The sequence below is a fragment of the Roseateles sp. genome, from assembly GCF_052436255.1.
Lineage (GTDB): Bacteria > Pseudomonadota > Gammaproteobacteria > Burkholderiales > Burkholderiaceae_C > Pelomonas.
Genome location: NZ_JBQVNP010000013.1, coordinates 35,773 through 62,524 on the forward strand (window position 1 = coordinate 35,773; position 26,752 = coordinate 62,524).

The 26,752-nt window shown below is 68.8% G+C and carries 28 protein-coding genes and 2 pseudogenes; 21 read left to right on the top strand and 9 right to left on the bottom strand.

What is annotated here, in order from left to right:
- Positions 1 to 39: 39 nt before the first annotated feature.
- Both speD and ACT6S0_RS05490 read right to left on the bottom strand, forming a co-directional pair.
- Positions 40 to 417 (bottom strand): adenosylmethionine decarboxylase, encoded by a 378-nt coding sequence (speD, locus tag ACT6S0_RS05485; RefSeq protein ID WP_444762885.1) that lies wholly within the window; start codon positions 415 to 417, stop codon positions 40 to 42.
- Positions 417 to 1,214, bottom strand: coding sequence for a helix-turn-helix transcriptional regulator (locus ACT6S0_RS05490; RefSeq protein ID WP_444762886.1), 798 nt, complete (start codon positions 1,212 to 1,214; stop codon positions 417 to 419). The genes speD and ACT6S0_RS05490 overlap by 1 nt, the downstream gene beginning before the upstream one ends.
- A gap of 72 nt (positions 1,215 to 1,286) precedes the next feature.
- On the opposite strand from ACT6S0_RS05490, the gene ACT6S0_RS05495 reads away from it, so the two are divergent.
- A complete protein-coding gene (locus tag ACT6S0_RS05495; RefSeq protein WP_444762887.1) occupies positions 1,287 to 1,700 on the top strand; it encodes an MAPEG family protein in 414 nt (137 codons plus the stop codon).
- Between the two features lie 3 nt (positions 1,701 to 1,703).
- Here ACT6S0_RS05495 and moaD read toward each other — a convergent pair whose 3' ends face one another.
- The 5 genes and pseudogenes from moaD to ACT6S0_RS05520 all read right to left on the bottom strand — a co-directional run bounded on the left by moaD (position 1,704) and on the right by ACT6S0_RS05520 (position 7,359).
- Positions 1,704 to 1,961 (bottom strand): molybdopterin converting factor subunit 1, encoded by a 258-nt coding sequence (gene moaD / locus ACT6S0_RS05500; RefSeq protein WP_444762888.1) that lies wholly within the window; start codon positions 1,959 to 1,961, stop codon positions 1,704 to 1,706.
- Positions 1,962 to 2,106: 145 nt separating this feature from the next.
- Entirely contained in the window at positions 2,107 to 3,315 is a 1,209-nt protein-coding gene (locus ACT6S0_RS05505; protein ID WP_444762889.1) for a molybdopterin molybdotransferase MoeA, read from the bottom strand.
- The gene (gene thrC / locus ACT6S0_RS05510; RefSeq protein ID WP_444762890.1) at positions 3,308 to 4,786 is read right to left on the bottom strand and encodes a threonine synthase; all 1,479 of its coding nucleotides are present in this window, start codon (positions 4,784 to 4,786) and stop codon (positions 3,308 to 3,310) included. The genes ACT6S0_RS05505 and thrC overlap by 8 nt, the downstream gene beginning before the upstream one ends.
- A 1-nt stretch (position 4,787) precedes the next feature.
- Positions 4,788 to 6,107 (bottom strand): homoserine dehydrogenase, encoded by a 1,320-nt coding sequence (locus ACT6S0_RS05515; protein ID WP_444762891.1) that lies wholly within the window; start codon positions 6,105 to 6,107, stop codon positions 4,788 to 4,790.
- Between the two features lie 19 nt (positions 6,108 to 6,126).
- Positions 6,127 to 7,359 (bottom strand): annotated as a pseudogene (locus ACT6S0_RS05520) (pyridoxal phosphate-dependent aminotransferase).
- A 137-nt stretch (positions 7,360 to 7,496) separates the two neighbouring features.
- On the opposite strand from ACT6S0_RS05520, the gene ACT6S0_RS05525 reads away from it, so the two are divergent.
- The 10 genes from ACT6S0_RS05525 to ACT6S0_RS05570 all read left to right on the top strand — a co-directional run bounded on the left by ACT6S0_RS05525 (position 7,497) and on the right by ACT6S0_RS05570 (position 17,313).
- Positions 7,497 to 7,871, top strand: coding sequence for an Mth938-like domain-containing protein (locus ACT6S0_RS05525; RefSeq protein WP_444762892.1), 375 nt, complete (start codon positions 7,497 to 7,499; stop codon positions 7,869 to 7,871).
- 131 nt (positions 7,872 to 8,002) lie between these two features.
- Positions 8,003 to 8,482 carry a peroxiredoxin gene (locus ACT6S0_RS05530; RefSeq protein WP_444762893.1) on the top strand — a complete coding sequence of 160 codons (480 nt, stop codon included), beginning with the start codon at positions 8,003 to 8,005 and terminating at the stop codon, positions 8,480 to 8,482.
- Between the two features lie 167 nt (positions 8,483 to 8,649).
- A complete protein-coding gene (locus tag ACT6S0_RS05535; protein WP_444762894.1) occupies positions 8,650 to 10,320 on the top strand; it encodes a PhoH family protein in 1,671 nt (556 codons plus the stop codon).
- Positions 10,321 to 10,399: 79 nt separating this feature from the next.
- Complete coding sequence (locus tag ACT6S0_RS05540; protein WP_444762895.1) at positions 10,400 to 11,380, top strand: aldo/keto reductase; 981 nt, start codon at positions 10,400 to 10,402, stop codon at positions 11,378 to 11,380.
- A gap of 129 nt (positions 11,381 to 11,509) precedes the next feature.
- Positions 11,510 to 12,715, top strand: coding sequence for a DNA polymerase Y family protein (locus tag ACT6S0_RS05545; protein ID WP_444762896.1), 1,206 nt, complete (start codon positions 11,510 to 11,512; stop codon positions 12,713 to 12,715).
- Positions 12,712 to 15,021 carry an ATP-dependent DNA helicase gene (locus tag ACT6S0_RS05550; RefSeq protein WP_444762897.1) on the top strand — a complete coding sequence of 770 codons (2,310 nt, stop codon included), beginning with the start codon at positions 12,712 to 12,714 and terminating at the stop codon, positions 15,019 to 15,021. The genes ACT6S0_RS05545 and ACT6S0_RS05550 overlap by 4 nt, the downstream gene beginning before the upstream one ends.
- A gap of 201 nt (positions 15,022 to 15,222) precedes the next feature.
- Entirely contained in the window at positions 15,223 to 15,795 is a 573-nt protein-coding gene (locus ACT6S0_RS05555) for a CAP domain-containing protein (protein WP_444762898.1), read from the top strand.
- Positions 15,796 to 16,031: 236 nt separating this feature from the next.
- Positions 16,032 to 16,445, top strand: a complete 414-nt coding sequence (locus tag ACT6S0_RS05560) for a DUF6249 domain-containing protein (protein ID WP_444762899.1) — start codon at positions 16,032 to 16,034, stop codon at positions 16,443 to 16,445.
- Complete coding sequence (locus ACT6S0_RS05565; RefSeq protein ID WP_444762900.1) at positions 16,442 to 16,996, top strand: RNA polymerase sigma factor; 555 nt, start codon at positions 16,442 to 16,444, stop codon at positions 16,994 to 16,996. Before ACT6S0_RS05560 ends, ACT6S0_RS05565 begins: the two co-directional genes overlap by 4 nt.
- Complete coding sequence (locus ACT6S0_RS05570; protein WP_444762901.1) at positions 16,993 to 17,313, top strand: hypothetical protein; 321 nt, start codon at positions 16,993 to 16,995, stop codon at positions 17,311 to 17,313. Before ACT6S0_RS05565 ends, ACT6S0_RS05570 begins: the two co-directional genes overlap by 4 nt.
- Before the next feature lie 127 nt (positions 17,314 to 17,440).
- Here the strand turns inward: ACT6S0_RS05570 and ACT6S0_RS05575 are convergent, their stop codons facing one another.
- Complete coding sequence (locus tag ACT6S0_RS05575; RefSeq protein ID WP_444762902.1) at positions 17,441 to 17,818, bottom strand: hypothetical protein; 378 nt, start codon at positions 17,816 to 17,818, stop codon at positions 17,441 to 17,443.
- Entirely contained in the window at positions 17,815 to 18,111 is a 297-nt protein-coding gene (locus ACT6S0_RS05580; RefSeq protein WP_444762903.1) for an autorepressor SdpR family transcription factor, read from the bottom strand. Before ACT6S0_RS05580 ends, ACT6S0_RS05575 begins: the two co-directional genes overlap by 4 nt.
- Positions 18,112 to 18,364: 253 nt before the next feature.
- Here ACT6S0_RS05580 and atzF point away from each other — a divergent pair, with 253 nt between their 5' ends.
- From atzF to ACT6S0_RS05630, 10 genes and pseudogenes are all read left to right on the top strand, one after another.
- Positions 18,365 to 20,173, top strand: a complete 1,809-nt coding sequence (gene atzF, locus ACT6S0_RS05585; protein WP_444762904.1) for an allophanate hydrolase — start codon at positions 18,365 to 18,367, stop codon at positions 20,171 to 20,173.
- Between the two features lie 37 nt (positions 20,174 to 20,210).
- Positions 20,211 to 21,203, top strand: coding sequence for an ABC transporter substrate-binding protein (locus ACT6S0_RS05590; RefSeq protein WP_444762905.1), 993 nt, complete (start codon positions 20,211 to 20,213; stop codon positions 21,201 to 21,203).
- Positions 21,204 to 21,216: 13 nt separating this feature from the next.
- Positions 21,217 to 22,044, top strand: coding sequence for an ABC transporter permease (locus ACT6S0_RS05595; protein WP_444762906.1), 828 nt, complete (start codon positions 21,217 to 21,219; stop codon positions 22,042 to 22,044).
- On the top strand, positions 22,041 to 22,862 hold the full coding sequence (locus tag ACT6S0_RS05600) for an ABC transporter ATP-binding protein (protein ID WP_444762907.1): 822 nt from the start codon (positions 22,041 to 22,043) through the stop codon (positions 22,860 to 22,862). Before ACT6S0_RS05595 ends, ACT6S0_RS05600 begins: the two co-directional genes overlap by 4 nt.
- Positions 22,862 to 23,053 (top strand): DUF4089 domain-containing protein, encoded by a 192-nt coding sequence (locus ACT6S0_RS05605; RefSeq protein WP_444762908.1) that lies wholly within the window; start codon positions 22,862 to 22,864, stop codon positions 23,051 to 23,053. Before ACT6S0_RS05600 ends, ACT6S0_RS05605 begins: the two co-directional genes overlap by 1 nt.
- A complete protein-coding gene (locus ACT6S0_RS05610; protein WP_444762909.1) occupies positions 23,050 to 24,474 on the top strand; it encodes an AtzE family amidohydrolase in 1,425 nt (474 codons plus the stop codon). The genes ACT6S0_RS05605 and ACT6S0_RS05610 overlap by 4 nt, the downstream gene beginning before the upstream one ends.
- Positions 24,471 to 24,860, top strand: coding sequence for an oxalurate catabolism protein HpxZ (hpxZ, locus tag ACT6S0_RS05615; protein WP_444762910.1), 390 nt, complete (start codon positions 24,471 to 24,473; stop codon positions 24,858 to 24,860). The genes ACT6S0_RS05610 and hpxZ overlap by 4 nt, the downstream gene beginning before the upstream one ends.
- A gap of 10 nt (positions 24,861 to 24,870) precedes the next feature.
- Positions 24,871 to 25,578, top strand: coding sequence for a GntR family transcriptional regulator (locus ACT6S0_RS05620; RefSeq protein ID WP_444762911.1), 708 nt, complete (start codon positions 24,871 to 24,873; stop codon positions 25,576 to 25,578).
- Between the two features lie 193 nt (positions 25,579 to 25,771).
- On the top strand, positions 25,772 to 26,221 hold the full coding sequence (locus ACT6S0_RS05625; RefSeq protein ID WP_444762912.1) for a universal stress protein: 450 nt from the start codon (positions 25,772 to 25,774) through the stop codon (positions 26,219 to 26,221).
- Between the two features lie 244 nt (positions 26,222 to 26,465).
- Positions 26,466 to 26,752 (top strand): annotated as a pseudogene (locus ACT6S0_RS05630) (hypothetical protein); the annotation flags it as partial.

Below are 26,752 nucleotides of genomic sequence, written 5' to 3' on the forward strand. Positions count from 1 at the left end.
TTGTGCTCCTTGGTCGTTCTTGTTCATCAGCGGCAAAGTCTAGGCCGAAGCTGCGGCGCGGCTCAGGCGCTGACGGCTCACCGAGGCCGGCGCAAAGTCAGCGATCAACGCGGCCATCAACGCCTCGGCCTTGGCGCTGTTGTCCGCGCCGTAGTTGCAGACGTAGACATCCAGCGTCACGCCGCCCAGTTCGGGCCAGGTGTGGATGGCCAGGTGCGATTCGGCCAGCAGCACGACGCCGGTGATGCCGTTTTGCTCGTCCGCGGCGCCGAAGCGGTGAAAGAGTTCGGCGACGCCCGTCAGGCCGGCATCGGCGACCGCAGCTCGGCAACGCCCGGCGAGCGCTTCGGCTTGGGTCATCCAGGGCGCAGAGGGTTCGCAGCCGTTCAGGTCAGCGGTCAGGTGCAGGCCCTGCATCACGCGACCTGCTGCGCCCGCCAAGCACTGGGCGCCTGGCCATGCGCCTGCCGGAACAGGCGCGAGAAGTGGGAGCTGTCCTTGAACCCGCAGCGATGCGCGATGGTGGTGATCGAGTCCCGGGCGTCCAGGCGCAGCAGGCTCGCAGCCCGTTCCATGCGGCAGGCCCAGATCAGCCGGCTGGCGGTCAGGCCCTGGCCGCCGAGCAGTTGGTCCAGGCGCCGGCGGCTCAGTCGGAGTTGCCGTGCGAGCGTGTCGGGCGTGATGGTCACCAGCTCCAGCCCGACGAGGGCGCGCGCCCGGCGCCCGATCCAGTCGCCGGGCGCGACCGGTGGAGCCGCCATGCGGTCGTGCAACAACTGCGCCAGCGCAGCGCCGGCGGCATGTTGCGAAGCCGACGACATGCCCGCCGACGCCAGCCGCCAGCCCCGCAGCAAGCCGAGCAGGGGCTCGTCCGGCCCGCCGGCCTGCCACGCCTGTCCCAGTGGCACGGCAGGCGCTGTGGCCGCAAAGCGCGGCACCACGGCGACCAGATGCTCGAACTCGCCATCGCTGCGCAACGCAGCGGGACATGCGGGGTCGAGCAGCGCGAGGTCGCCTGCCGCCAGGCGCTGCACACCGCGCGGCGTGCTCAGCTCGGTGCTGCCGCGCTCCACGCTCAACAACTTGAGGGCGGCCCCGGCGCGCCCTGCGAAGCGCGCATTCAGCCGTGGCCCCGCCACGCTGGCCACCCCCACGCCACGCTGCATGAGCATGCGCAGCGGCATGGGCGCCAGGCCACTTCCATCCCAGACCATCGACGCTTCCATCCCATCCCTGCCGTTCGTTCGCATGCGACCTATGGTGACGCTCGTTGAAAAGGAGAGCGCATGACGCAGTCTACTGAGGCCCACCTGTTCTGGCTGACCCTCACGACCGTGCTGACGGGTCTGGCCTGGGTGCCGTATGTGATCAACCGCTTCAGGGAGCTGGGCATGCCCGGCTGGGCCTGGTTTCCGGCGGCCGACCCGCCGCATCGCGCCGACTGGGCGAACCGCTCGGCGCGGGCGCATGCCAATGCCGTGGAGAACCTCATCGTGTTTGCGCCACTGGCGCTGGCCGTTGCCCTGAGCGGCCAGGGTGATGCGTTCACCATCGGCGTCTGCCAGACCTACTTCTGGGCCCGCGTCGGGCACATCGGCGCCAGCACGGCGGGCCTGCCCATCGTGCCACGCACCGTGTGCTTTCTGATCGGCGTGGCCTGCCAGTTGCTGCTGGCGATGCGGCTGCTGGGCTGGCTGTGAGGATCAGCCGCCGGTGACGGGCGGGAAGAAGGCCAGCTCATCGCCATCGGCCAGCAAGGCGGACTCGGCGCACATCTTCTGGTTCAGTGCGGCACGCACCGCACGGCTGCGGGCCAGTGCCTCGCCATGACTGCCGCCGCGCGCCAACAGCGCTTCGCGTGCCGATGCCACCGTGCTGCCATCGGGCAGCGCGAGCGGCTCGCCTTCGCCCAGTTTCTCGCGCAGCGAAGCGAAGAAGCGCAGCTTCACGGTGATGGTCATTGGTGCACCCTTCGACCTGCGGCCTTGCCTGGCCGACGGATCGGCCAGGCGTTCGCCAGGCATGGGACGCCCTCAGGGCATCCCAAGTCCGGGCTCACTCCCGCCAAGCGGGAGCGAGCTTGCTTGGGGCGGCCCGGCGCGGCGCTCACGACAGCAGCTCCGCGAAGGGGATGAAGCGCACCGCGTCGCCGGCCTTGAAGGCCTGCCCGGGCGGGTTGTCCAGCAGGCCATCGGCCCAGAAAGCCGAGGTCAGCACGCCGCTGCTCTGGTTGGTGAACATGGCCAGGCCGCTGTCCTCGTCCAGGCGCACGCGCAGGAACTCGCGGCGCTTGTCGGGCCTGGGCCAGTCGAAGCCGGCGGCCAGGCGGTAGCCGCGCGGCGCGACGCGGGCGGCGCCCTGCAGCTTCAGCAGGAAGGGTCGCACGAGGACGAGGAAAGTCACCAGGCTGGATACCGGGTTGCCGGGCAGGCCGATGAAATGGGCCTGGTTGACGCAGCCATAGGCGAACGGCTTGCCCGGCTTGATGGCAATGGCCCAGAGGTCGAGCTGGCCTTCGGCCTGGACGGCGGGGCGCAGATGGTCTTCCTCGCCGACGGACACGCCGCCCGAGGTCAGGATGATGTCGGCCCCCGAAGCCGCCTCGCGCAGCGCCGCGCGGGTGGCGTCGAGCCGGTCGGGCACGATGCCGAGGTCGATGACCTCGCAGCCCAGGCCTTCCAGCAGGGCGCGCAGCGTAAAGCGGTTGGAGTTGTAGATGGCGCCGGGCGGCAGCGGTTCGCCAGGCATGACGAGTTCGTCGCCGGTGGAGAACAGCGCCACGCGCGGGCGGCGGCTGACGATCAGTTCGGCCGCACCCGCCGTGGCGGCCAGGCCGACGCTGACGGCATCCAGCCGCGTGCCGGCCGGCAGCACGACGGCACCGGCCCTCACGTCCTCGCCGCGCAGGCGCACGTTCGCGCCGGCGGTGATGGGCTGCGTCACGCTGACCTTGTCGCCCACGAGTTCGGTGAACTCCTGCATGACGACGGTGTCGGCGCCAGCCGGCACCTGCGCGCCGGTGAAGATGCGCGCTGCCTCGCCGGGCCGCAGCGGGACAGGCACGCTGCCGGCCGGAATACGCTGCGTGACGGGCAAGGGGCGGCCGGCATCGGCGATGCGCAGCGCATAGCCATCCATCGCCGAGTTGTCGGCCGGTGGCACGTCCACCGGCGAAATCAGGTCGGCGGCGAGCACGCGGCCCAGCGCAGCGCTGGTCGCCAGCGTCTCGCGCCCGGCCAGCGGCCGGACCTGCGCGAGCAGCCGGGCTAGCGCTTCATCCAGGGGGATCAGCGGCGGCCTGTTGGTTTCAGACATGGGCGTGAATGTAGGCCTTGACTGGGTCGACCTCGGCCGGCATCAGCGTCACGCGCTTGGGCAGTTGCTCGATGCCTTCGAGACCCGCAGGCCGCGGTGGCTCGATGCCCAGCGCCTCGTGAATGGTGGCGGCGAACTTGGCGGGCAGCGCCGTCTCCAGCACCAGCATGGTCACGCCGGGTTCGCGTTTTTCGAGCGCCACCTTGAGGCCATCGGCCGTGTGCGGGTCAATGACGACGCCGTGCTCGGCATGGCAGCGGCGGATCGTGGCGATGCGGTCGGCATGCGTGCTGCGACCGGAGACAAAACCGAAGGCGCCAATGTCGGCATGCTCGCTGGCGTCGAGCTGGAAGTGCTTGCCGCCGAAGTGCTGCGTCACGCGCGCACCGTCGCGGCCGAGCAGGTCGAAGACGAAGCGCTCAAAGTTGCTGGCCTTGGAAATGTCCATCGACGGGCTGGACGTCTCGTGCGTATCGGCCGTGCCGCGCGGCCGGTAGGCGCCGGTACGGAAGAACTCGTCGAGCACGTCGTTCTCGTTGGTCGCGACAACCAGCTTGGCGATGGGCAGGCCCATCTGGCGCGCGACATGGCCGGCGCAGACATTGCCGAAGTTGCCCGACGGCACGGTGAAACTGACCTTGTCGGCGCTCGTCTTCGTCGCCTGGAAGTAGCCCGCGAAGTAGTAGACGACCTGGGCGAGCAGCCGCGCCCAGTTGATCGAGTTGACGGTGCCGATGCGGTGCTCTCGCTTGAAGGCGAGGTCGTTGGAGACGGCCTTGACGATGTCCTGGCAGTCGTCGAACACGCCGTCGACGGCGATGTTGTGAATGTTGTCGTCCTGCAGGCTGAACATCTGCGCCTGCTGAAAGGGGCTCATGCGGCCTTGCGGGCTGAGCATGAAGACGCGCACGCCTTGCCGGCCCCGCATCGCGTACTCCGCCGCGCTGCCGGTGTCGCCCGAGGTGGCGCCCAGGATGTTGAGCGTCTCGCCGCGGCGGCCGAGTTCGTACTCGAACAGTGCGCCAAGCAACTGCATCGCCATGTCCTTGAAGGCCAGCGTCGGGCCGTTGGACAGGCCTTGCAGCGCGATGCCCTCGCCGAGCCAGGTCAGCGGCGTGATCGCGCTCAAAGGCGCCGGGCCGTCCCAAGCCTTTGAGAGCCCCCCGGGGGGGCAGGACGCCCCGTCACGGCGGACCTGGGGGTCGATCAATCCCTTGCCGAAGATTTCCGCCGTGTAGACCCTGCGCGTGATCGCGTGCAGGTCGTCGGCGGGGATGTCATCGATGTAGAGGGACAGGATCTCGAACGCGAGATCGGCATAGGCCAGGCCGCGCCAGCGCGCCAGCGTCGCCGCGTCGACTTGCGGGTAGGTCTTGGGCAGGTAGAGGCCGCCATCGGGGGCCAGGCCTTCGAGCAGGATGTCGGAGAAACCGCGCTCAGTCTGGTCGCCGCGGGTGCTGATGTACTTCATGTCAGGCCAGTTCTTCCTTGCGGAGCTTGACGATCGGGGCGAGCACGGTCGGCAGGCCCTGCATTTTGGCCAGCGCCTCGTTCATGCGGCCCTCCACGGTGTCGTGCGTCAGGATGATGAGGTCGGTCTGGCGCTCGCCTTCCCCCGACTCGCGCTGCAGCACGGCGTCTATGGAGATGTCGTGCTCGGCCAGGATGGTCGTGATGCGCGACAGCACGCCGGCCTGGTCGGCGACAACCAGGCGCAGGTAGAAGGCGGTCTGCACGTCGGCCATCGGCAGGATGGGCGTGTCGCTCATCGCGTCGGGCTGGAAGGCCAGGTGGGGCACACGGTGGTCGGGGTCGGCGGTGGCCAGGCGCGTGACATCCACCAGATCGGCGACCACGGCCGAGGCGGTCGGCTCGGCGCCGGCACCCTTGCCGTAATACAGCGTCGTGCCGACGGCATCGGCCTGCACGACGACGGCGTTCATCGCGCCCTCGACATTGGCGATCAGCCGGGTCGACGGGATCAGCGTCGGGTGCACGCGCAGCTCGATGCCGTTGTCACGCCGCCGAGTGATGCCCAGCAGCTTGATGCGGTAGCCCAACTGCTCGGCGTACTTGATGTCGGTGGCCTGCAGGGCGCTGATGCCCTCGACATGGGCCTTGTCGAACTGCACCGGCACGCCGAAGGCGATGGCGCTCATGATGGTCAACTTGTGGGCGGCGTCCACGCCTTCGATGTCGAAGGTCGGGTCGCTCTCGGCATAGCCCAGGCGCTGGGCTTCCTTCAGCACGGTGGCGAAGTCCAGGCCCTTGCCGCGCATCTCCGACAGGATGAAATTGGTCGTGCCGTTGATGATGCCGGCGATCCATTCGATGCGGTTGGCCGTGAGGCCCTCGCGCAGCGCCTTGATGATGGGAATGCCGCCGGCCACCGCGCCCTCGAAGGCGACGACGACGCCCTTCTCCCGCGCCGCCTCGAAGATCTCCGTGCCGTGCAGGGCCAGCAGCGCCTTGTTGGCGGTGACGACATGCTTGCCGTTGGCAATCGCCTGCAGCACCAGTGCGCGCGCGGGCTCGATGCCGCCGATCAGCTCGACGACGATGTCAATGTCGGGGTTGTTGACGAGCTGTTGCGGGTCACCGATGCAGGGCACGCCGTCGCCGACTTGCGTCTGGTAGGCCTTGGCCCGCTCGGCATTGCGGGCGGCGACCATCGCGATCTCGATGCCGCGGCCGGCGCGGCCACGGATCTCGGCCTGATTGCGCTGCAAGACGTGGAAGGTGCCGGCACCGACGGTGCCGAGGCCGATCAGGCCGACTTGGATGGCTTTCATTGCAGGGCTCTCGGGGACTTCAGGAAGAGTGACGGCGGCGGTAGCCCGCCAGGAAACGGTCGATGCGGCCGACGGCCTCGCGCAGGTCGTCGACATTGGGTAGGAAGACGAGGCGGAAGTGATCGTGCTCGGGCCAGTTGAAGCCGGTACCTTGCACGATCAGCACCTTCTCCTCGGCCAGCAGTTCGTAGGCGAATTGCTGGTCGTCGGCAATCGGATAGATCTTCGGGTCCAGGCGCGGGAACATGTAGAGCGCCGCCTTGGGCTTGACGACGCTGACGCCAGGAATCTGCGTCAGCAACTCGTAGGCCAGGTCGCGCTGGCGCGCCAGCCGGCCGGCGGGCGCCACCAGGTCATTGATGCTCTGGTAGCCGCCCAGGGCGGTCTGGATCGCCAATTGACCCGGCGTGTTGGAGCACAGGCGCAGCGAGGCCAGCATGTTCAGGCCCTCGATGTAGTCGCGGGCGTGGCGCTTCTCGCCGCTGACGACCATCCAGCCGGCGCGGTAGCCGCAGGCGCGGTAATTCTTGGACAGGCCGTTGAAGGTCACGAACAGCACGTCGTCGGCCAGGCTGGCCATGCTGGTATGGGTCGCGCCGTCGTAGAGCGTCTTGTCTTAGAACTCGTCGGCCAGCACCCCCAGTTGGTGCTGGCGCGCCACCTCGATGATCTCCAGCAGCACGTCCTTCGGGTACAGCGTACCGGTGGGGTTGTTCGGGTTGATCACCACAATGGCCCGCGTGTTCGACGTAACCTTGGCGCGGATGTCGGCAATGTCGGGCGCCCAGCCGGCCTGCTCGTCGCACATGTAGTGCACCGGCGTACCGCCCGACAGGCCGGTGACGGCTGTCCAGAGCGGGTAGTCGGGCGCGGGGATCAGCACCTCGTCGCCGTTGTTGAGTAGCGCGTTCAGGCTCATGGCGATGAGCTCGGACGCACCGTTGCCAAGATACACGTCGTCGATACCGACGCCAGCGATCTTCTTCTCCTGCGTGTAGTGCACCACCGCCTTGCGCGGCGCGAACAGTCCCTTGCTGTCGGTGTAGCCGGCAGCCACCTGGCTCGGCAGGTTGCGGATCATGTCCTGCACGATCTCGTCGGGCGGCTCTAGGCCGAACGCGGCGATGTTGCCGATATTGAGCTTGATGATCTTGTGCCCCTCCTCCTCCATCTGGCGCGCCTTGTCCAGCACGGGGCCGCGGATGTCATAGCTGACGCTGGCGAGCTTGCTGGACTTGACGATGGGCTTCAAAAGGGGCTCCGGCGCAGCAAGCTGCAGTGCAAAAGGGCAAAAGGGCAAAACGGGGAGCCTTGGAGTTTAAGCAAGGGCCGGACACGCGCCCTGTCGATCTGCGCGACACTCGCGCCCGTCTTCCTGCCACCTCCCCGATGAAGTTCCAGCTCGACGAGCCGCAAGGCGGCAATAGCATTTCCCGCCATGACGCCCATGGCGTCTGGGTCAATGGCCAGCCCCACACCGCCAGTGTCCTGGTGCCTTGGCAGGGCGATGTCGTGGCCTGGCCGCCTTCGCGCTTCGAGGAACTGACTCCCGCGCATTTCGAAGCAATCAAGACGCTCAACCCGGAGCTGGTGGTCTTCGGCAGCGGCGCCCGGCTGCGCTTTCCGAGCCCGACGCTGTGGCGCGGCTTGGTCGAGACGCGCATCGGCTTCGAGGTCATGGACCTGGCTGCCGCCTGCCGCACCTACAACGTGCTGGCCAGCGAAGGCCGCAACGTGTTGGCGGCCTTGCTCATCGAGGGATAAGCTCTCCGGCCCGGAAACCGGGGCGAGGCTTTATAATCACCGGCTATTGCCTGCGGGCGCCCGCGTGAATTGCTGCACCAACAGCGCACACGACCCGGGGACCCCGTGAGCCCAACTTGCCGCACCCTCCAATGACGCCTGCGCTCAACAAACCTCTGCCGGAAATTGAGGCTCAAGCCACCGGTGGCGTGAAGTTCACTGGCACCGCCTTCCTTGGCAAGTCGGTGATCTTGTACTTCTATCCGAAGGACAACACGCCCGGTTGTACCACCGAGGCGATGCAGTTCCGCGACCGCCACAAGGACTTCGTAAAAGCCGGTGCCGTCGTGTTCGGTGTCTCGCGCGACAACATGGTCTCCCATGACAAGTTCAAGCAGGCGCTGGAGCTGCCCTTCGAGCTGATCGCCGATACGGAAGAAAAGCTCTGTCACATGTTCGGCGTGGTCAAAAACAAGATCATGTACGGCAAGAAGGTCAAGGGCATCGAGCGCTCGACCTTCCTGATTGCGCCGAACGGCATCCTGGTGGGCGAATGGCGCGGCATCAAGGTCGCGGGCCATGTCGACGAGGTGTTGAAGGCGGTCAAGGGCCTCAAGAAGGAAGCAGCTTAAACAGCGTTGTTGTCCGACATCGCGGCATACCGCGGCATGTGCATAATCAGTTCATGCCCCGGGTCGAATCCATGCCTCAGACTTCAAAAGCCGCGCTCATCTTGCGCGGCTTTTTGCTTTCTGACGCCCGGATGTCGTGGGGCCCACCCCCTGCCGCCTAGCCGTCAATGCCACTGCCCAAGCCCCCTGCACAACGCGCCAGCCGCCTCGAAGCCTCCGACTACTCGGTCACCCTGACCCCCAGCAAAACCACCGCCCGGCCGGCGACGCCTGCGAGCGTCGCTCCCGTCGCCGCGCCGGTGGCCGCACCGACAGCCGAAGTGCTGCGCCTGCCCACCCCATCGTCACCACCGGCTGCAGGCAAGCCAGGCGCTGCTGGCAGGCCGGCCGCCAAGGCGCCTGCAGCGGCACCCAAGCGCAGCCGCAGCAAGGCGGCCGGCACACCCAAGCTTTTCGTCCTCGACACGAATGTGTTGATGCACGACCCGATGTCGCTGTTCCGTTTCGAAGAGCACGACATCTTCCTGCCCATGATCACGCTCGAGGAGCTGGACGGGCACAAGAAGGGCATGACCGAGGTCGCCCGCAATGTGCGCCAGGTCAGCCGTGAACTCGACCAACTCGCCGCGGATCTGAAGAGCAGCAGCGTCGAGGAGATGGCCAAGGGCTTGCCATTGGCCGGCACGGGTCACCGCGAAGCGGAGGGCAAGCTGTTCTTCCAGACCGAGCTGATCGACGCGCCGCTGCCACAGGGCCTGCCCCAGGGCAAGGCCGACAACCAGATCCTCGGTGTCGTCCAGGCACTCAAGGAGCGCCACACGGGCCGCGAAGTCGTGCTGGTGTCCAAGGACATCAACATGCGCATCAAGGCCCGCGCCCTGGGCCTGCCGGCGGAGGACTATCGCAACGACAAGACGCTGGAAGACTCCGACCTGCTCTACACCGGCGTGCAGGCCCTGCCGAGCGACTTCTGGGAGCGCCATGGCAAGACCATGGAAAGCTGGCAGCAGGGCAACACGACCTTCTACCGCATCAGCGGGCCCCTGGTGCCCACGCTGCTGATCAACGAGCTGGTCTACCTCGAAGCGCCCGGTGCCACGCCGCTCTATGCCAAGGTGACCGAGATCACCGGCAAGACCGCCGTGCTGCGCACGCTCAAGGACTACGCGCACCAGAAGCACGCCGTCTGGGGCGTGACGGCGCGCAACCGCGAGCAGAACTTCGCGCTGAACCTGCTGATGGACCCCGAGTGCGACTTCATCACGCTGACCGGAACGGCCGGTACCGGCAAGACGCTGATGACGCTGGCCGCCGCGCTGGCCCAGGTCTTCGATGACCGCCGCTACAGCGAGATCATCGTCACCCGCGTGACCGTGCCCGTCGGCGAGGACATCGGCTTCCTGCCGGGCACCGAGGAAGAAAAGATGGGCCCCTGGATGGGTGCCCTCGATGACAACCTGGAAGTGCTCGCCAAGGGCGGGTCATCCGCCGGGGAATGGGGCCGCGCCGCCACACAGGACCTGGTACGCAGCAAGATCAAGATCAAGAGCCTGAACTTCATGCGCGGGCGCACCTTCCTGAACAAGTTCGTCATCATCGACGAGGCACAGAACCTGACGCCCAAGCAGATGAAGACGCTGATCACCCGCGCCGGCCCCGGCACCAAGATCGTCTGCCTGGGCAACCTGGCGCAGATCGACACGCCCTACCTGACCGAGGGCAGCTCGGGCCTGACCTTTGCGGTCGACCGCTTCAAGGGCTGGGCCCATAGCGGCCATGTGACGCTGGCGCGCGGCGAGCGGTCGAGGCTGGCGGACTTCGCCTCCGAAGTCCTTTGACGCCGACGGCCCTTTCGGGGGCCGCCTTTTTGCACCGGACTGGTTGCGCTACCATCCGCCCACACTTTCTGACGCAACCATGATCTACCGCACCCTCGGCCGTACCGGCTGGAACATCTCTGCCATCGGCTTCGGCGCCTGGGCCATCGGCGGCACCTGGGGCGACACCGATGACAGTGCCGCCATGGCTGCGCTGCATCGCGCGCTGGACCGCGGCGTGAACTTCTTCGACACCGCCGACGTCTATGGTGACGGCCACAGCGAGCGCCTGCTGGCCCGCCTGCGCCGCGAGCGGCCCGACGACGCCTTCTATGTCGCAACCAAGGCCGGCCGGCGCCTCAACCCGCATACCGCCGAGGGCTACCGCGACCTCCGGCCCTTCATCGAGCGCAGCCTGCAAAACCTCGAGACCGAGGCCATCGACCTGCTGCAACTGCACTGCCCGCCCAGCGCCGTGTATGCCATGCCGGAAGTGTTCGGCGCGCTGGACGACCTCGTGCGCGAAGGCAAGCTGCGCCACTACGGCGTCAGCGTCGAGCGCATCGATGAAGCCCTGGCCGCGCTTGAATACCCCGGCGTTCAATCGGTGCAGATCATCTACAACCTCTTCCGCCAACGTCCGGCCGAAGTCTTCCTTCCGGCCGCGCGGGCCGCGCAGGTCGGCGTGCTGGCGCGGTTGCCGCTGTCCAGCGGCATGCTCAGTGGCAAGTTCACGCGCGACAGTCGCTTCGGCGCCGACGACCACCGCGGCTTCAACCGCCAGGGCGAGGCCTTCGACAAGGGCGAGACCTTCTCGGGCGTCGACTTCGAGCAGGGCCTGGCCGCCGTCGAGGAACTGCGCGCCTTGCTGCCACCCGGTGCGAGCATGGCCAGACTGGCCCTGCGCTGGATCCTGATGAACGAGGGCATCACCAGCGCCATCCCCGGTGGCCGCACCCCCGAGCAGGTGGACGAGAACGTCAGCGCCGCCGACCTGGCCGCCCTGCCTGCGCCGCTGATGCAGGCCCTGACCGGCGTCTACCAGCGCCGCATCGCGCCGCAGGTGCACAGCCTCTGGTAGGTAGCTCAAGGCCCGAGCCTGCGTTGCGCGGCGCAACGCCATGTTCATTGCCTTGCTCCTGATGCAATAGCGGGGCATCGAGGGCGCTGCTGTCCGCCCCTGTCAGCAAGCCACCGGAGAATTCCGGCCATGCAGCCCGACCGTTGGATCGCCCACTTGGACATGGACGCCTTTTATGCGTCCGTGGAACTGCTGCGTTATCCGCAGCTCCAGGGCGAAGCCGTCGTCATCGGCGGGCGGCGAGCGGATGCGCCCAGGCAACTGGAAGATGGCAGCTGGAAGTACGCCAGGCTGCGCGACTACACCGGCCGTGGCGTCGTCACCACCAGCACCTACGCCGCCCGCGACCTTGGTGTGTTTTCGGCCATGGGACTGATGAAGGCCGCATTGCGCGCGCCCGACGCCATCCTGCTGCCGGCCGACTTCGACAGCTACCGCAAGTACTCGCGACTGTTCAAGGCCGCTGTGTCCGAGGTGGCGCCCGTCATCGAGGACCGCGGCATCGACGAGATCTACATCGACCTGAGTGACGTACCGGGTGTTCGCGATGCGGTGGGCCATGACCCGCTCGGCGGCGTCAAGGCCGTCGCGCGCGAGATCAAGAACTCCGTCGGCCGCGCCACCGGCCTGACCTGCTCCATCGGCGTCACGCCCAACAAGCTGCTCAGCAAGATCGCCAGCGAGCTCGACAAGCCCGACGGCATCAGCGTGCTGACGCTGGACGACATCCCGACCCGCATCTGGCCGCTCGGCGTGCGCAAGATCAATGGCATCGGGCCGAAGGCAGGCGACAGGCTCGTCAAGCTTGGCCTGGAGACCGTGGGCGACATTGCCGCGGCGGACCCGGCCTGGCTGGTCGGGCAGTTCGGTGAGAGCTACGGCCACTGGCTGCATGCCGCCTCGCACGGCCGCGACAGCCGCCCCGTCGTCACCCACAGCGAACCCGTGTCCATCAGCCGCGAGACCACCTTCGAGCGCGACCTGCACGCCGTGCATGACCGCGCCGCGCTCGGCGGCATCATGGACGAGCTGTGCGAGAGCCTGTCGCGCGACCTCGCGCGCAAGCGCTATGCCGGCAAGACGGTGGGCATCAAGCTGCGCTTCGAGGGCTTCGTGACCGTCACGCGCGACCAGACGCTCAAGGGCGCCATCACCAGCGCCGCCGACATCCGCCACGCCGTGGGCCTGTGCCTCAAGCGCGTCAAGTTCGACAAGCGCCTGCGGTTGATGGGCGTGCGCATCGGCAACCTCGTGCACGCCAGCGCGGCGCTCGCGGCACCGGCAGCCGCCAGGGCGGAGGCCATGCCCGCACCCGACAACCTGAATCTGTTTTGAGCGACTGGCACTACAGCGTCTCGGTACGCAGCCTGTGCGAGTTCACCGCCAAGCGCGGCGACCTCGACCGCCGCTTCACGCCATCGGCCACAGCGCTGGAGGGCCAGGCCGGCCAGATGGCCGTGCTGGCGCGACGCTCGCCAGGCTACGAGACCGAGCTGCCGCTCGAAGCCGTCCACGGCAACCTGCGCGTGCGTGGCCGGGCCGATGGCTACGAAGCCGACGTGAACCGGCTTGAAGAGATCAAGACCATCCGTGGCCCGGTCGACCTCATCCCCGAGAACCGCCGCGCGCTGCACTGGGCGCAGCTGCAGACCTATGGCGCTCTGATCGCCGCCGACCGGGGTCTGGCAGAACTGGAGCTGGCACTCGTGTATGTGGACGCCGACACGCAGAACGAGACCGTGCTGCGCGAAACGGTGCCGGCCACTGCGCTGCGGGCGGCGTTCGAGGCGCGCTGCCGCCAGTTCGAGGCCTGGGCACAGCAGGAAGCGGAGCACCGCGCCGCGCGTGACGCCGACCTCGGTGCCCTGCGCTTCCCCCTGGGTGAAATGCGCCCCGGCCAGCGCCTGTTGGCAGAGGCCGTCTACCGCGTCGCCGCCAACGGCCGCTGCCTGCTCGCCCAGGCGCCCACCGGCATCGGCAAGACGCTGGGCACGCTCTACCCGCTGTTGCGGGCCCTGCCGCTGCGCCAGCTCGACAAGATCGGCTACCTGACCTGCAAGGGCACCGGCCGCATCGCGGCGCTGGAGGCCCTGCACGCACTGCGCGAGGCGGCGCCCAAGAAGGCACTGCGCGTCCTGACGCTGGTGGCCAAGGAGCAGGCCTGCGAGCACCCGACCAAGGCCTGCCACGGCGATGCCTGCCCGCTGGCCAGCGGCTTCTACGACAAGCTGCCCGCCGCCCGCGCGGAGGCCGTGCAGGCCGGCTGGCTGGAGCCCGCCGTGCAGCGCCGCATTGCGCTCAAGCACGACGTTTGCCCCTACTACCTGGGCCAGGAGCTGCTGCGCTGGGCCGACGTCGTCGTCGGCGACGTGCATCACGCCTTCGACCCCCATGGCCAGCTCTACGGCCTGGCGCAGGCCCAGGGCTGGAAGCTGGCGCTGCTGGTGGATGAAGCCCACAACCTCATCGACCGCGCGCGCGCCATGTACAGCGTCAGCCTGAGCCTGGCCCGCGTGCGCGAGGCCCTGGCCGAAGCACCGGCCAGCCTGCGTGCGCCGCTGCGCGGGCTGGCCAAGGAACTGGCCACGCTCGGCCGCGCCCAGGCTGCCGACTACGAGCCGCTGCCCGCCGTGCCGGAAGCGCTGGGCGAAGCGCTGCAGCGCGTCAACGTGGCCTTGGGCGAGCACGTGCAGAACCATCCGCTCGAGGTCGGCACGATGCTGGATTTCTATTTCGAGGTGCTGGGCCTGCAGCGCCTGCTGGACCGCCTGGACTCGCACTCGCTGTGCGACCTGCAGCGCGCCAACGCCACGCAGCCGGTCGTGCAAGCGCCGGCCAACCTCTCGCTGCTGGAGAACGAGGAAGACGACGGCCGCGACGTGCTGCTGTCCGTGCGGAACATCGTGCCCGGCCATTTCCTGAAAGAGCGCTTTGAAGGCTGTCACAGCGTCACGCTGTTCTCGGCCACGTTGGGCCCGCCTGACTACCAGCGTCACCTGCTCGGCCTGCCGGACGACACCGCCTGGATCGACGTGCCCGCGCCCTTCCCCGCCGAGCACCTCACCGTGCAGGTGGCCCACCGGCTGTCGACCCGCTACGAGCACCGCCAGGCCTCGCTGGACGCGCTGGTCGATCTGCTCGCCGGACAGTTCGCCGAGCACCCCGGCAACTACCTGGCCTTCTTCAGCAGCTTCGACTATCTCGACAGGGCTGCGGCCCGGCTGGCCCTGCGCCACCCGCAGGTCATGCAGTGGAGCCAGTCACGCGCCATGGGCGACGCGGCGCGCCGCGCCTTCCTCGAACGCTTCGTGGAAGGCGGCCGCGGCATCGGCTTCGCCGTGCTGGGCGGCGCCTTCGCCGAGGGCGTGGACCTGCCGGGCACGCGCCTGATCGGCGCCTTCATCGCCACCCTGGGCCTGCCGCCGGTGTCGCCGCTGCAGGAGCAGGTGCGCGAGCGCCTGGACGCCATGTTCGGCGCCGACCACGGCTATGCCGACCTCGTGCCCGGCATGCAGAAGGTGGTGCAGGCCGCCGGCCGCGTGCTGCGTGCCGTTGACGACCGCGGCTGGGTCTGGCTGCTGGACCAGCGCTATGCCCGGCCCGAAGTGCGGGCGCTGCTGCCGAGCTGGTGGCTGCTTTGAAGACGCGGCCCTTCTGCGGCAGATGTCACGGGCGCCAGCGCTTCGCAACGCCAGATGTTCGGGAATGTTGCGCCCGCCTCCCTGAACGCTGCACCCCGTAACGGGCGACCGGGCTGGTCGTGCCACGCTGACGGCATGAGCTCCTTCAGTGCCGCAACTTCAACCGCCCCTGCGCCGGCGCCCCGCCAGGCTGCTGCCGCCATGCTGGCTGCCCTGCTCTCGCTGGCAGGCTGCGGTGGCGGTGGCGGCACCGAGCCCGGTGCGGCACCTGGCACGCCGGCACCGGCACCGGCACCTGCGCCCGCACCGCCACCGGCGACCGCCGGCACCCGCATCACCTGCAACCTGCCCAACTTCGAGGCCGACATGCTGGCCGCCGTCAACGCCCATCGCCGCAGCGGTGCCAACTGCGGCGCGCGCGGCGCCTTCCCGGCCGCGCCCGAGCTGACCTGGAACGCCGCACTCACCCAGGCCGCGGTGGCACACAGCGACGACATGGTCGTGAACAACTTCTTCAGCCACACCGGCAGCAACGGCAGCAGCGCGGGCGACCGGGCCACCGCGGCTGGTTACACCTGGCGCAGCGTGGGCGAGAACATCGCCGCCGGCCAGCCCAGCATCGCCGTCGTGGTGGACGGCTGGATGAAAAGCGATGGCCACTGCGCCAACCTGATGAACGCCACCTTCCGCGACATCGGCGTGGCCTGCGTGGCGGGCAATGCCAACACCACCTACCGGACCTACTGGTCGCAGGAGCTGGGCACACCGCGCTGAAATGGAGTCCCTCGGCCCAGGGGTATCTTGGACGGTCCCGCAAGGGGACGACGATGCTCGCGGCATTTGAGCCGCAACCACACCGCCAGACGGGCCGCCTTGGGAGCGGCCCGGCGCCCGACCCAAAGCCGCGAACACGACAGGGGAACTCGGCGTTTTTTTTCGCTGACTGAATCCAAACCGCGCGGCCGGGCGCTCCAAGGAAGCACCATCCACTGCTTTACCTGGAGCCCCGCATGCTTTTCGACCTTCGGAACTCGCTGCCGCTGTTCATTCCCATCCTGGCGATGTTCATTCCCATCGTCGCCATCGTGGCCCACTACCTGGGCAAGGCCCACAGCGAGCGCCAGCGGCACGAAACCATCCGCGAGCTGGCACGCGCCGGCCAGCCCATCCCGCCCGAACTGCTGGGCGAGGCCCAGGACAGCGACTGGCACCGCGCGCGGCGCGACCAGGCCAACCCCAACCGCATCCTCGTGCCCGCCATCATCAACATCGCCGTCGGCCTGGGCCTGATGGGCATGTTCTCGATGATGATGCCCGGCGCCTGGCTCTGGAGCATCGGCCTGCTGCCGATGTTCATCGGCATCGGTCTGGCCCTGTACTGGGCCCTCGAGCGCAAGCAGCAAGCACCTCAGCAGCAGCCGTGACACCTGGTGCACCGGCTGCATCGGTCCAGGCCGAGGCCATGCTGGTGGCCCGCGCGGCCGCTGGCGACCGCAGCGCCTTTGCTGTCCTGGTGCAGGCCCACCAGGGCTATCTGCGCAAGCTGCTCGGTCGCGTCTGCCGGGGCGACCAGGGCCGCGCCGACGACCTCGCACAAGAGGCCTTCGTGCGCGCCTGGCGCGCCTTGCCCAGGTTCCGCAGCGAGGCGCGCTTTCGCACCTGGCTGACGCGGCTGGCCTATTCCGCGCTGTCGGCCGAACGACCGGCCCTGCCTTGGGCGGACGACGCGCCGCCCGACCTCGGCGCACAGAGCGACTTCGCGCCGGGCGCCGACTGGCGCATCGACCTCGACCGCGCGATGGCCGGGCTGAGCGAAGCCCAGCGCCATGCGCTGTTGCTTTGCTACGGCGCCGACCTGAGTCACGCCGAAGCGGCGCTGGTGCTCGGCTGGCCGCTCGGCACCGTCAAGACGCAAGTGCTGCGCGCCAAGGCCAGGCTGCGCGCGCAACTGCAAGCATGGGAGAACACGCCATGACGAATCACGGCAACAACGAAGATGTCCTTGACGATGCGCTGCGGGCGCAGTTGCGCAATGGCGGCGAGCCCGATGACGACGGCTTCAGCCTGCGAGTGATGGCGGCGCTGCCGGCCGGCGTGGCCCCGCAGCGCCGGCGCTGGGCGCGTTGGCTGAGGTGGGCGCAGTGGGCCGCCATCAGCTTGGCCGCTTGCGGGGCGGCGGCGTTGCTGGCGGGCGGCAACGGGCCGCTGGATGCGCCGCATGTCGTGGCTGCGGTTGCGCTGGTCGGGCTGCTGATGTTTTGGTCGATTCCGAGTCGGTGGAGCCGGGTATGAAGGGGCCGGCGCATGCCATCCGCGTTCCGTGCCAGATCCGAATCCCTGCGAGGCAGGCGGCCGATAGTCGCTGGCCAGCTGCTGACTTGTCGATGCAAGCCGCCCGGCCAGACCCCGCGCCTGCGAATCAGGTGGCATCCCTGAACTTCCTCCGCTGCGACAGGCAATAGGCCACCGGCACCGCGATCCCTGCCAGCACGACGGCGCTCCCAACCGCAACCGCCACCGGGATCGGCACAAACGCCCACAGCGCCACGTAAACGAGCCCGCTGATCGTCATGCACCAGCCGCCGAGCCGGTTGACCTTGCGGGCCAGCTCACTCGGGAAAAAGCGCTTGGGCATGCGGTTGCCGTACCAGGCGATCACGAGCCCGTTCAGGGCGATGACCACACGCGTGACGGTGTCGCCGTCCACGTGACCAAGCTTGCGCGCAAGCGTCAAGGCAAGCGCCGTGGCGATGATGCCGCCACCCCAGGTCAGGCCTGCGATCAGTTCCTTGTTCATCGTGCGATCTCCTTCTTGCTTGCGGGTGCCTGGTCGCCCAGGCCGAATGAATGGACGAAGCCCAGCAGCGCTTCTTCAAGCACTGAAAGCTTCAGGTGGTAGATGACCGACTTGCCCTGCTTCTCGGCGTGAACGAGGTCGGCCTCCTTGAGCACTGCGAAGTGCGCGGACATCGTGGGCTTGGAGACATTGAACTGATCACTCAGCTCGCCCGCGCTCAAGGGCCCGTCGCGCAGCAGCTGCAGCACCTGGCGGCGGGTGGGGTCGGAAAGGGCTTTGAAGACCTGGCTCATGGCTAGATGATTAGCCAATCATCGAAATGTGTCAAGCCCGAGGAAGCGCAGCTGGCAAGGGTCCGTGATCACCATCGATTGGTGCATCGGCGCCCCAAGCTGAGGCGCACGCGGGGTGTCACCGGGCAGTCCCCATGACGTGCCGGACCGGGCCGCGGGTTGAACCTCATGGGGCGCCCGATGAACAACGGCCGGCACGGCTCGCTGGCACGGTTGATGCTGGAGTACCGATTGGTATACCAACGAGTGCACCATGACGGAGCGAAGCTTTTTGACCCTGTGCGACTGGCGCCAGGCCTATCTGGACGGCGCGTCCCCGCACGATTTGCTGGTCGGGCGGGCCATGCAGCCGGGCCGGCATGACGCGGCCGTGTGGATTCACAAGGCGAGCGCTGAGGAGCTGGCGCCTCGGCTGGCCGCCCTGGAGGCGCAGCTGGCTGCGGCGGGCAGCCGGGCAAAGCTGCTGGCGCGCCTGCCACTCTTCGGCGTGCCCTTCGCCGCCAAGGACAACATCGACGTGGCCGGCATGCCCACCACGGCCGCCTGCCCGGCCTTCAGCCACGTGCCGACGGCCGATGCGGGCGTGGTGCAACGCCTGGTCGAAGCCGGTGCCGTCTGCCTGGGCAAGACCAATCTCGACCAGTTCGCCACCGGCCTGGTCGGCACCCGGTCGCCCTATGGCCGGCCAGCCAGCGCCTTCGACACCCAACGCGTCAGCGGCGGCTCCAGCTCGGGGTCGGCGGTGGCGGTGGCGCGGGCGGAGGTGGCGTTCTCGCTGGGCACCGACACGGCCGGCTCGGGGCGCGTGCCGGCGGGCTTCAACAACCTCGTCGGGCTCAAGCCCACGCCGGGGCGCGTCGCCACCAGCGGCGTTCTGCCGGCCTGCCGCACGCTGGATTGCGTGTCGATCTTCGCGCTGACGGTGGAGGACGCCGCCGCCGTGCTCGCCGTCATCGAGGGGCCGGACGCGCAGGACGCCTACAGCCACTTCGAGCCCGGGCCGGCGCAGTTGCCGGCGCGTCTGCGCATCGGCGTGCCGGCGGTCCCCGAACTCGGCGCCGACTACGCAGCGGCCTGGCCGCTCGCGCTGAAGCTCGCCGACGAGCTCGGGCACGAGATCGTGCCGCTGGACTTCGCGCCGCTGCATGCGGTGGCCGAGCTGCTCTACAACGGCCCCTGGGTGGCCGAGCGCCATGCCGTCGTGCAAGAGCTGCTGGAACGCGACCCCGAGGCCATCGAGCCCACGGTGCGGCGCGTGATCGAGCGGGCGGTCGGCATGACGGCCACCGAGACCTTCCAGGCGCAGTACGCGCTGCGTGCGGCCCAGCATGACACTGCTGCGCTGTGGCAGCAGGTGGACCTGCTGATGGTGCCGACCGCGCCCGCCCACCCCCGCTTTGCCGAGCTGGACGCCGATCCGGTGGGCGCGAACGCGCAGCTGGGCCGCTACACCAACTTCGTCAACCTGCTGGGCTGGTGCGCGCTGGCGCTGCCGGCCAGCTTCACCGAAGCGGGCCTGCCCTTCGGCGTCACTTTCATCGCACCCGGCCAGGCCGATGCGGCGCGTGCGCGCTTCGGCCTCACCTGGCAGGCCGCTGCCGCCCTGCCGCTGGGCGCCACCGGCGCGCGGCGCCCGCAGCGTGCAAGCGGCTGGCCGGCCGCCGAGGCGACTCTGCCGCTCGCGGTGGTGGGCGCGCATCTGTCGGGGATGCCGCTGAACGGCCAGCTCATTGAACGCGGCGCCACGCTGCGCGAAGCGACGACCACGGCGCCGTGCTATCGCCTGCATGCGCTGCACGGCACGGTGCCGCCCAAGCCGGGCCTGCAGCGGGTCGCCGAAGGCGGCGGGCCCATAGCCGTCGAGGTCTGGAACGTGCCGCTGCGCCAGATCGGCTCGCTGCTCGCGCTGATCCCCGCGCCGCTGGGCCTGGGCAGCGTGGCCCTGGCCGACGGCAGCTCGGTGCGCGGCTTCATCTGCGAAGGCCATGCCCTGGCCGGCGCGACCGACATCACTGCCTACGGCGGCTGGCGGGCCTATATGGCCGACCCGAACCGCCCCTGATCGCCCTGCCCCACTCAATCACTCCATGGAGCCGAAGATGACCGACTCGAACCTGCCCCAGACCCAACGCCGCACCCTGCTTGGCGCCGCCGCTGCCGTTGCCACGCTCGGCGCACCCGCCCTGGCGCGCGCACAGACGCCCAAGATCCGCATCGGCTACTGGCCGGTGGCGGCGGGCCTGCCGTTCTACGCGGCGGTCGAGAAGGGCTACTTCAAGGAGGCCGGGCTGGAGGTGGAAGCGCTCAAGTTCGCCGGCGCCCAGCAGGTGATGGAGGCCATGCTCGCCGGCCGCTGCGACGGCAGCTCCAACGGCACGGGCTCGGGCAACCTGGGCGTGGGCGAGATCGCGTCGCCGGGGCTGTTCAAGATCATCGCCACCAACCCGAGCAACCAGAAGTACGTGCTTGACCAGTTCCTCGTGCCCAAGGACAGCCCCGTCAAGACGCTGGCCGAGCTGAAGGGCAAGCGCGTGGCCAGCGGGCCGGGCATCCAGAACAAGACGCTGGCCATCGCCGTGCTGGAGCGCGCCGGCGCCGCGGGCACGACGGTGATGGAGCTGCCCATCGGCCAGCATGTGGCCGCGCTCGCGGCCGGCCAGGTGGACGCCGTCTACACGCTCGAACCCACCGGCACCGTGGGCCGGCTCAACGGTGTCACGCGCGTGCTGGAGGCCGGCGTCATCGCCAAGTACATCCTCGGCGACCCGCTGGCGCCCTGGCATGGCGGCTCGGCCACGCTGACGACCGAGTTCATCAAGAAGCACCCGGCCGAGACCAAGAAGTACATCGCCGCCTATGCGCGCGGCATAGAGCTGGTGCGCAACGACCCGGCCGAGGCCCGCAAATACCTCAAGGGCTACACCGCCATCGAAGGGCCGCTCACCGGCGAGGTGCCGCTGGCTTCCTACATGCTCTTCAACGAGTTCACGCCCAGCGATGTGGCGCACTTCCAGAAATTCTTCGACCTGTTCACCGAGAAGGGCGTGTTCGGGAAGAAGCTCGACGTGAGCGCCCTGCTCTACAAATCCTGAGGACGTGGCTGTCATGGAAACCAACCCCGTCGCCTCGCCACCGTGGCAGGCCGCCCAGCAAGGCCAGCCCCCCGTGCGCCTGCCGCGCTTCAACGCCGCCAAGCTGCTGCCCTTCATCGGTCCGCTGGTGTTGTTCATCGCCTGGGACCTGGTGGTGCGCTTCGGGCTCATCCGCCCCATCCTGCTGCCGCCGCCGCTGGCCACGCTGGAGACGCTGGTGGTGGGCCTGGCCGGCGGGCCGCTGCTGCTGGACTTCGCCGTCACGGTGTGGCGCACGGTGCAGGCCTTCCTCATCGCCGCCGTCATCGGCGTGCCGCTGGGCGTGCTGCTGGGCAGCAACGAGCGCGCCTACCGCAGCGTCGAGTTCCTCATCGACTTCTTCCGCTCGACGCCGTCGTCGGCGCTGATCCCGCTGTTCCTGCTGATCTTCGGCGTGTCAGACATCAACAAGATCGCCATCGCCGCCTTCGGTGCGCTGCTGATCGTGGTGTTCAACAGCGCCTACGGCGTCATCAATGCGCGCAAGCAGCGCGTCATGGCGGCCAAGGTGATGGGTGCCTCGCGCTGGCAGATCTTCAAGGACGTGCTGGTGTGGGAGAGCCTGCAGCCCAGCTTCGTGGGCCTGCGCTCGGCCGTGTCGATGGCGCTGGTCATCGTCGTCGTGGCCGAGATGTTCATCGGCTCGGACAACGGCCTGGGCCACCGCATCATCGACGCGCAACAGGTGCTCAACGTGAAGACCATGTATGCCGCCATCCTGGCCGCCGGCATCCTGGGCTATGTGCTCAACATCCTGTTCCTGGTCATGGAACGCAAGATCGTCCATTGGAGTGGCAGATGAACGCAGTCCTGAACGCTCCGGTCGTGCCCGATGTGCCGGTGCGCCGCTTCCAGCCCGGCCCTGCCGGCACCCACATCACCATCCGCGGCCTGACGAAATACCTCGCCGGCTGGCCACTGTACGAGGACTTCAACCTCGACATCCCCAAGCACAAGATCGTGTCCGTCTTCGGCCCCAACGGCTGCGGCAAGAGCACGCTGATCAACATGATCGCGGGGCTGATCCCCATCGACTCCGGCCAGATCCTGTTCGACGGCAAAAGCCTCAAGGACACCAAGATCGGCTATGTGTTCCAGAACTACCGCGAGGCGATGTTCCCGTGGATGCGCACCATCGACAACATCGCCTATCCGCTGAAGATGGAAGGCCGCAGCAAGGCCGAGGTGGACCGGCGCATGGCCGAGCTGGTGGAGAGCTTCGACGTCAAGTTCGACCTGAACCGCTACCCGTACGAACTGTCGGGCGGGCAGCAGCAGACGGCGTCCATCATGCGGGCGCTGGCGCCCGAGCCCGAGGTGCTGTTCCTGGACGAGCCGTTCTCGGCGCTGGACTTCGAGATGACCCTCTTCATCCGCGAGAAGCTGCAGGAGGTGTTCATGCAGACGGGCACGACCATGATGCTGGTCTCGCACGACCTGGAGGAAGCCGTGTACCTGGCCGACGAGGTGTTGCTGCTGACCAAGCGGCCCACCAAGGTGGCCGAGATCCTGAAGTACGACGACCCGCGGCCGCGCACGGTGGCCACGCTGTCGGAGCCCAGCTTCGTCAGCGCCAAGAAACTGAGCCTGGAGATCTTCCAGCGCGAGGTGCGTCGTTGATGGAGGCCGCTCGACTCGCGGCCTATGTGGACGCCACGGCAGCGGTGCTGGGCCTGCCGCTGGCCGCCGAGCACCGGCCCGGCGTGCTGCGCTATTTCGGCCTGGCGGCGGAGATGGCGGCGCTGGTCAACGGCCTGCCGCTGGCGGTGCAGGACGAGCCGGCCGAGGCCTTCGTGCCCATCTCGCCATGAACAGCGCTGCCGAACTGCTGCTGCAACCCGCCCACGCCATCGCCGCCGCCGTGCGGGCCGGCGACGTGAGCGCCGAGGCATTGGTGCAGGCCAGCCTGGCTCGCATCGAGCAGGCCGACGCCGTGGTCAATGCCTTCACCGCCATCACCACCGAGCGCGCGCTGACCGCGGCGCAGGCGCTGGACCGCCGGTTGCGCGACGGCGACGCAGCGGCACGCGCCCTGCCCCTGCTGGGCGTGCCCTACGCCGTCAAGAACCTGTTCGACGTGCAAGGCCTGACAACGCTGGCCGGCTCCAGGATCGAACGCAACCGACCACCCGCCGCCCGCGACGGCCCGCTGCTGCAGCGCATGGACGCCGCCGGCGCGCTGCTGGTGGGCGCGCTGAACATGGACGAGTACGCCTACGGCTTCACCACCGAGAACAGCCACGAGGGGCCCACGCGCAACCCGCATGACCCGACGCGCGTGGCCGGCGGCTCCTCGGGCGGCAGCGCGGCGGCCGTCGCCGCGGGCCAGGTGCCCATCACGCTGGGCTCCGACACCAACGGCTCCATCCGCGTGCCCGCGTCGCTGTGCGGCGTGTTCGGCCTCAAGCCCACCTACGGCCGCCTGCCGCGCAACGGCAGCTATCCCTTCGTGGCCAGCCTGGACCATCTCGGGCCGTTCGCCCGCACCGCGCAAGACCTGGCCCTGGCCTACGACGCCATGCAAGGCCATGACGCCGCTGACCCGGGGTGCGTGCAGCGTGCCATCGAGCCGACGCATGCCACCCTGGCGCAGGGCGTCGGCGGCCTGCGCATCGCGCGGCTGGGCGGCTACTTCGACGCCAACGCCGGCCCGGAGGCGCGCGCCGCGGTAGACCGAGTCGTCCAGGCGCTTGGCGCCCTGACCACGGTCGAGCTGCCCGAAGCCGAGCGCGCCCGCGCGGCCGCCTTCCTGATCAGCAATGCCGAGGGCGCCAACCTGCACCTGGCCGACCTGCGCAGCCGCGCCCAGGACTTCGAGCCACTGTCGCGCGACCGCTTTCTGGCCGGCGCGCTGCTGCCGGCCGCCTGGGTGGTGCAGGCCCAGCGTGTGCGGCGCTGGTTCGCGCTGCGCGCGGCGGAGCTGCTGCGCGACGTGGATGTGCTGATCGCACCCGCCACGCCGGTGGTGGCGCCGGTCATCGGCAGCGAATGGATGGACGTCAACGACCGCCGCCTGCCCGCGCGGCCCAGCCTCGGTCTGCTGACCCAACCCATCTCCTGCATCGGCCTGCCGGTCTGCGCGGTGCCGGTGTGGGGCGTGCATCCCACCCTGCCGCACCTGCCAATGGGCGTGCAGATCATTGCCGCGCCCTGGCGCGAAGACCATGCGCTGCGCGTCGCCCACGCGCTGGAACGGGCGGGCGTGTGCGTGGCGCCGGTGGCACTGCCGTGACCGACATCAACCTTCCGGACGTGCTGGCCGAGATGCAGGCCGTCTTCGCCCGGTACGAGGACGCGCTGGTCCACAACAAGGTCGACGTGCTGGATGCGCTGTTCTGGAACTCGACTTTCACCGTGCGCTACGGCGCCACCGAGAACCTGGTCGGCTACGCCCAGATCCAGGCCTTCCGCGCCGCGCGCCCGCCGGCCGGCCTGGCGCGCAGCCTGCGCCACACGGTCATCACCACCTTTGGGCGCGACTTCGCCACCGCGATGACCGAGTTCCAGCGCGACGGCAGTGCCGCAACCGGCCGGCAAAGCCAGACCTGGGTGCGCATGCCCGACGGCTGGCGCGTGGTGGCGGCGCACGTCAGCATCCTGGCACCTTCCCCTCGCTAACATCGCCTTCATGCGGCCCACCCTCGACCCTTCCACCACCGGCCGCCCCAACCTGGCCGAGCAGGTCTACGCCCGGCTCAAGGCCGAGCTGAACGACTTCCAGCTGGTGCCGGGCGACCGCTTCTCCGAGGCCGAACTGGGCCAGCGCCTGGGCGTCAGCCGCACGCCGGTGCGCGAGGCGCTGTTCAGGCTGCGCAACGAGGGGTTCCTGGACGTCGAGGCCAAGTCGGGCTGGTCAGTGCGGCCCATCGATTTCGGCCGGCTGGAGCAGCTCTACGACCTGCGCGTGATCCTGGAGTTGGCAGCGGTGGCGAAGCTCTGCGGGCACACCGGCGCGCCTTCACCGGAGCTGGAGTCGCTGAAGGCCATCTGGCTGGTCCCCGCCGCCGAGCGCCTGAGCGACGCCCGCGAGGTGGGCCAGCTCGACGAGGCCTTTCACGCCACGCTGGTGCGCGCCGCCGGCAATGCCGAGATGGCGCGCGTGCACTGGGACGTGACCGAGCAGATCCGCATCATTCGCCACCTGGACTTCACGCGCGGCCACCGCATCGAGGCCACCTACGCCGAGCACGGCAAGATCCTGCGCGCGGTCATGCAGCGCAAGGTCGAGCAGGCCCAGTTGCTGCTGCGCAGCCATGTCGAGCAGAGCAAGGCCGAGGTGCGCAAGATCACGCTGGCGACGCTGCACGAGGCGCGGGAGCGGTCCAGGAGCCCATAGCGCAAGCCGGTGCGTCATGACGACGCACCCCAGGGGCCAGGCAAGGCGCCAAAGACCCGCCCGAGTTGCTCGCCGCGGCGTACCATGGCCGCAGACGACCTGCCCGCAAGCCGGGTCCGGTCGGGTCACCTGGGCAGGTGATTCGTGACCTGCTCTACCGTGCGAGTACCCGGCTTCAAGCCTGAGGTGCATCATGTTCAAACACATCCTGCTTCCGACCGATGGGTCTCGGTTCTCCGAGCAAGCGGTCTTTCATGGCGTCGAGTTGGCAAGGCTGATCGGCGCGCGGGTGACCGGGTTTTACGCGGCGCCGGCCTTCCATGTACTGACCTATCGAGCGTCCGAGCTGGAGAGTTCACGCGATCAGTTCGCCACCGAGGTGCAGGCCCACGCGGACCTCTTCCTCAAGTTCGTCAGCGGCGTGGCCAACGAAGCGCAGGTGCCCTGCGAGACCTTGATGGAACAGAACGACCATCCCCATGAAGCCATCTGCAGTGTCGCCAAGCGCCTGCAGTGCGATCTGATCGTGATGGCTTCCCATGGCCGCCGGGGTCTGGCCGGGCTGCTGCTGGGCAGCGAGACCCAGCGCGTGCTTGCGCACACGGAAGTACCCGTGATGGTCTGGCGCGTCCAGGTCAGCTGAGGGCCTCGCAAGCGCTGCAACGCGCGTCGACCTTTTGACGTCCTGCGTGGCGCCGGGCAGCGTCATGGCGTAGGCGGCCAGGGCTGAGAAGCTCATGCTGTTCAGGCGGACGTGCCGAGGCGGGGTGGCCGGATTTTGACTGCGAGGACCGCTTTACGGCAATTTGCAGCACCGCGGCGGGCCGCGCAGCCCTTGCCGGCCCCCCGGCCTGGCCAACAATCCCCGGTCCACGCTTGCCTGTCGCATGAACCTCCTCAACCTGGGTCCAGACCCGACGCCGGCCACGGCCATCAATGCCGAGCCGGTCAACGCATTCCAGCACGGCCTGGCCCTGTTCCATGCCGCGCCGCCGGACTACGCGCGCGCGGCGGCCTGGTTCCGCGCTGCGGCCGACGCGGGCGATGCCGATGGGCTGGCCATGCTGGGCCTTTGTCAGCTGGAGGGCCTGGGACTGCCGGCCGACGCGGTGCAGGCGCGCGCGCTGCTGCAGCAGGCCGCCGCCCGCCGCAGCGCCATCGGGCGCTTCCAGCT

Excerpts from the sequence above, each read along its gene's own strand:
- speD (WP_444762885.1), bottom strand. The coding sequence starts at position 417 with ATGCAGGGCCTGCACCTGACCGCTGACCTGAACGGCTGCGAACCCTCT.
- ACT6S0_RS05490 (WP_444762886.1), bottom strand. The coding sequence starts at position 1,214 with ATGGTCTGGGATGGAAGTGGCCTGGCGCCCATGCCGCTGCGCATGCTC.
- ACT6S0_RS05495 (WP_444762887.1), top strand. The coding sequence starts at position 1,287 with ATGACGCAGTCTACTGAGGCCCACCTGTTCTGGCTGACCCTCACGACC.
- moaD (WP_444762888.1), bottom strand. The coding sequence starts at position 1,961 with ATGACCATCACCGTGAAGCTGCGCTTCTTCGCTTCGCTGCGCGAGAAA.
- ACT6S0_RS05505 (WP_444762889.1), bottom strand. The coding sequence starts at position 3,315 with ATGTCTGAAACCAACAGGCCGCCGCTGATCCCCCTGGATGAAGCGCTA.
- thrC (WP_444762890.1), bottom strand. The coding sequence starts at position 4,786 with ATGAAGTACATCAGCACCCGCGGCGACCAGACTGAGCGCGGTTTCTCC.
- ACT6S0_RS05515 (WP_444762891.1), bottom strand. The coding sequence starts at position 6,107 with ATGAAAGCCATCCAAGTCGGCCTGATCGGCCTCGGCACCGTCGGTGCC.
- ACT6S0_RS05525 (WP_444762892.1), top strand. The coding sequence starts at position 7,497 with ATGAAGTTCCAGCTCGACGAGCCGCAAGGCGGCAATAGCATTTCCCGC.
- ACT6S0_RS05530 (WP_444762893.1), top strand. The coding sequence starts at position 8,003 with ATGACGCCTGCGCTCAACAAACCTCTGCCGGAAATTGAGGCTCAAGCC.
- ACT6S0_RS05535 (WP_444762894.1), top strand. The coding sequence starts at position 8,650 with ATGCCACTGCCCAAGCCCCCTGCACAACGCGCCAGCCGCCTCGAAGCC.
- ACT6S0_RS05540 (WP_444762895.1), top strand. The coding sequence starts at position 10,400 with ATGATCTACCGCACCCTCGGCCGTACCGGCTGGAACATCTCTGCCATC.
- ACT6S0_RS05545 (WP_444762896.1), top strand. The coding sequence starts at position 11,510 with ATGCAGCCCGACCGTTGGATCGCCCACTTGGACATGGACGCCTTTTAT.
- ACT6S0_RS05555 (WP_444762898.1), top strand. The coding sequence starts at position 15,223 with ATGCTGGCTGCCCTGCTCTCGCTGGCAGGCTGCGGTGGCGGTGGCGGC.
- ACT6S0_RS05560 (WP_444762899.1), top strand. The coding sequence starts at position 16,032 with ATGCTTTTCGACCTTCGGAACTCGCTGCCGCTGTTCATTCCCATCCTG.
- ACT6S0_RS05570 (WP_444762901.1), top strand. The coding sequence starts at position 16,993 with ATGACGAATCACGGCAACAACGAAGATGTCCTTGACGATGCGCTGCGG.
- ACT6S0_RS05575 (WP_444762902.1), bottom strand. The coding sequence starts at position 17,818 with ATGAACAAGGAACTGATCGCAGGCCTGACCTGGGGTGGCGGCATCATC.
- ACT6S0_RS05580 (WP_444762903.1), bottom strand. The coding sequence starts at position 18,111 with ATGAGCCAGGTCTTCAAAGCCCTTTCCGACCCCACCCGCCGCCAGGTG.
- atzF (WP_444762904.1), top strand. The coding sequence starts at position 18,365 with ATGACGGAGCGAAGCTTTTTGACCCTGTGCGACTGGCGCCAGGCCTAT.
- ACT6S0_RS05590 (WP_444762905.1), top strand. The coding sequence starts at position 20,211 with ATGACCGACTCGAACCTGCCCCAGACCCAACGCCGCACCCTGCTTGGC.
- ACT6S0_RS05595 (WP_444762906.1), top strand. The coding sequence starts at position 21,217 with ATGGAAACCAACCCCGTCGCCTCGCCACCGTGGCAGGCCGCCCAGCAA.
- ACT6S0_RS05600 (WP_444762907.1), top strand. The coding sequence starts at position 22,041 with ATGAACGCAGTCCTGAACGCTCCGGTCGTGCCCGATGTGCCGGTGCGC.
- ACT6S0_RS05605 (WP_444762908.1), top strand. The coding sequence starts at position 22,862 with ATGGAGGCCGCTCGACTCGCGGCCTATGTGGACGCCACGGCAGCGGTG.
- ACT6S0_RS05610 (WP_444762909.1), top strand. The coding sequence starts at position 23,050 with ATGAACAGCGCTGCCGAACTGCTGCTGCAACCCGCCCACGCCATCGCC.
- ACT6S0_RS05620 (WP_444762911.1), top strand. The coding sequence starts at position 24,871 with ATGCGGCCCACCCTCGACCCTTCCACCACCGGCCGCCCCAACCTGGCC.
- ACT6S0_RS05625 (WP_444762912.1), top strand. The coding sequence starts at position 25,772 with ATGTTCAAACACATCCTGCTTCCGACCGATGGGTCTCGGTTCTCCGAG.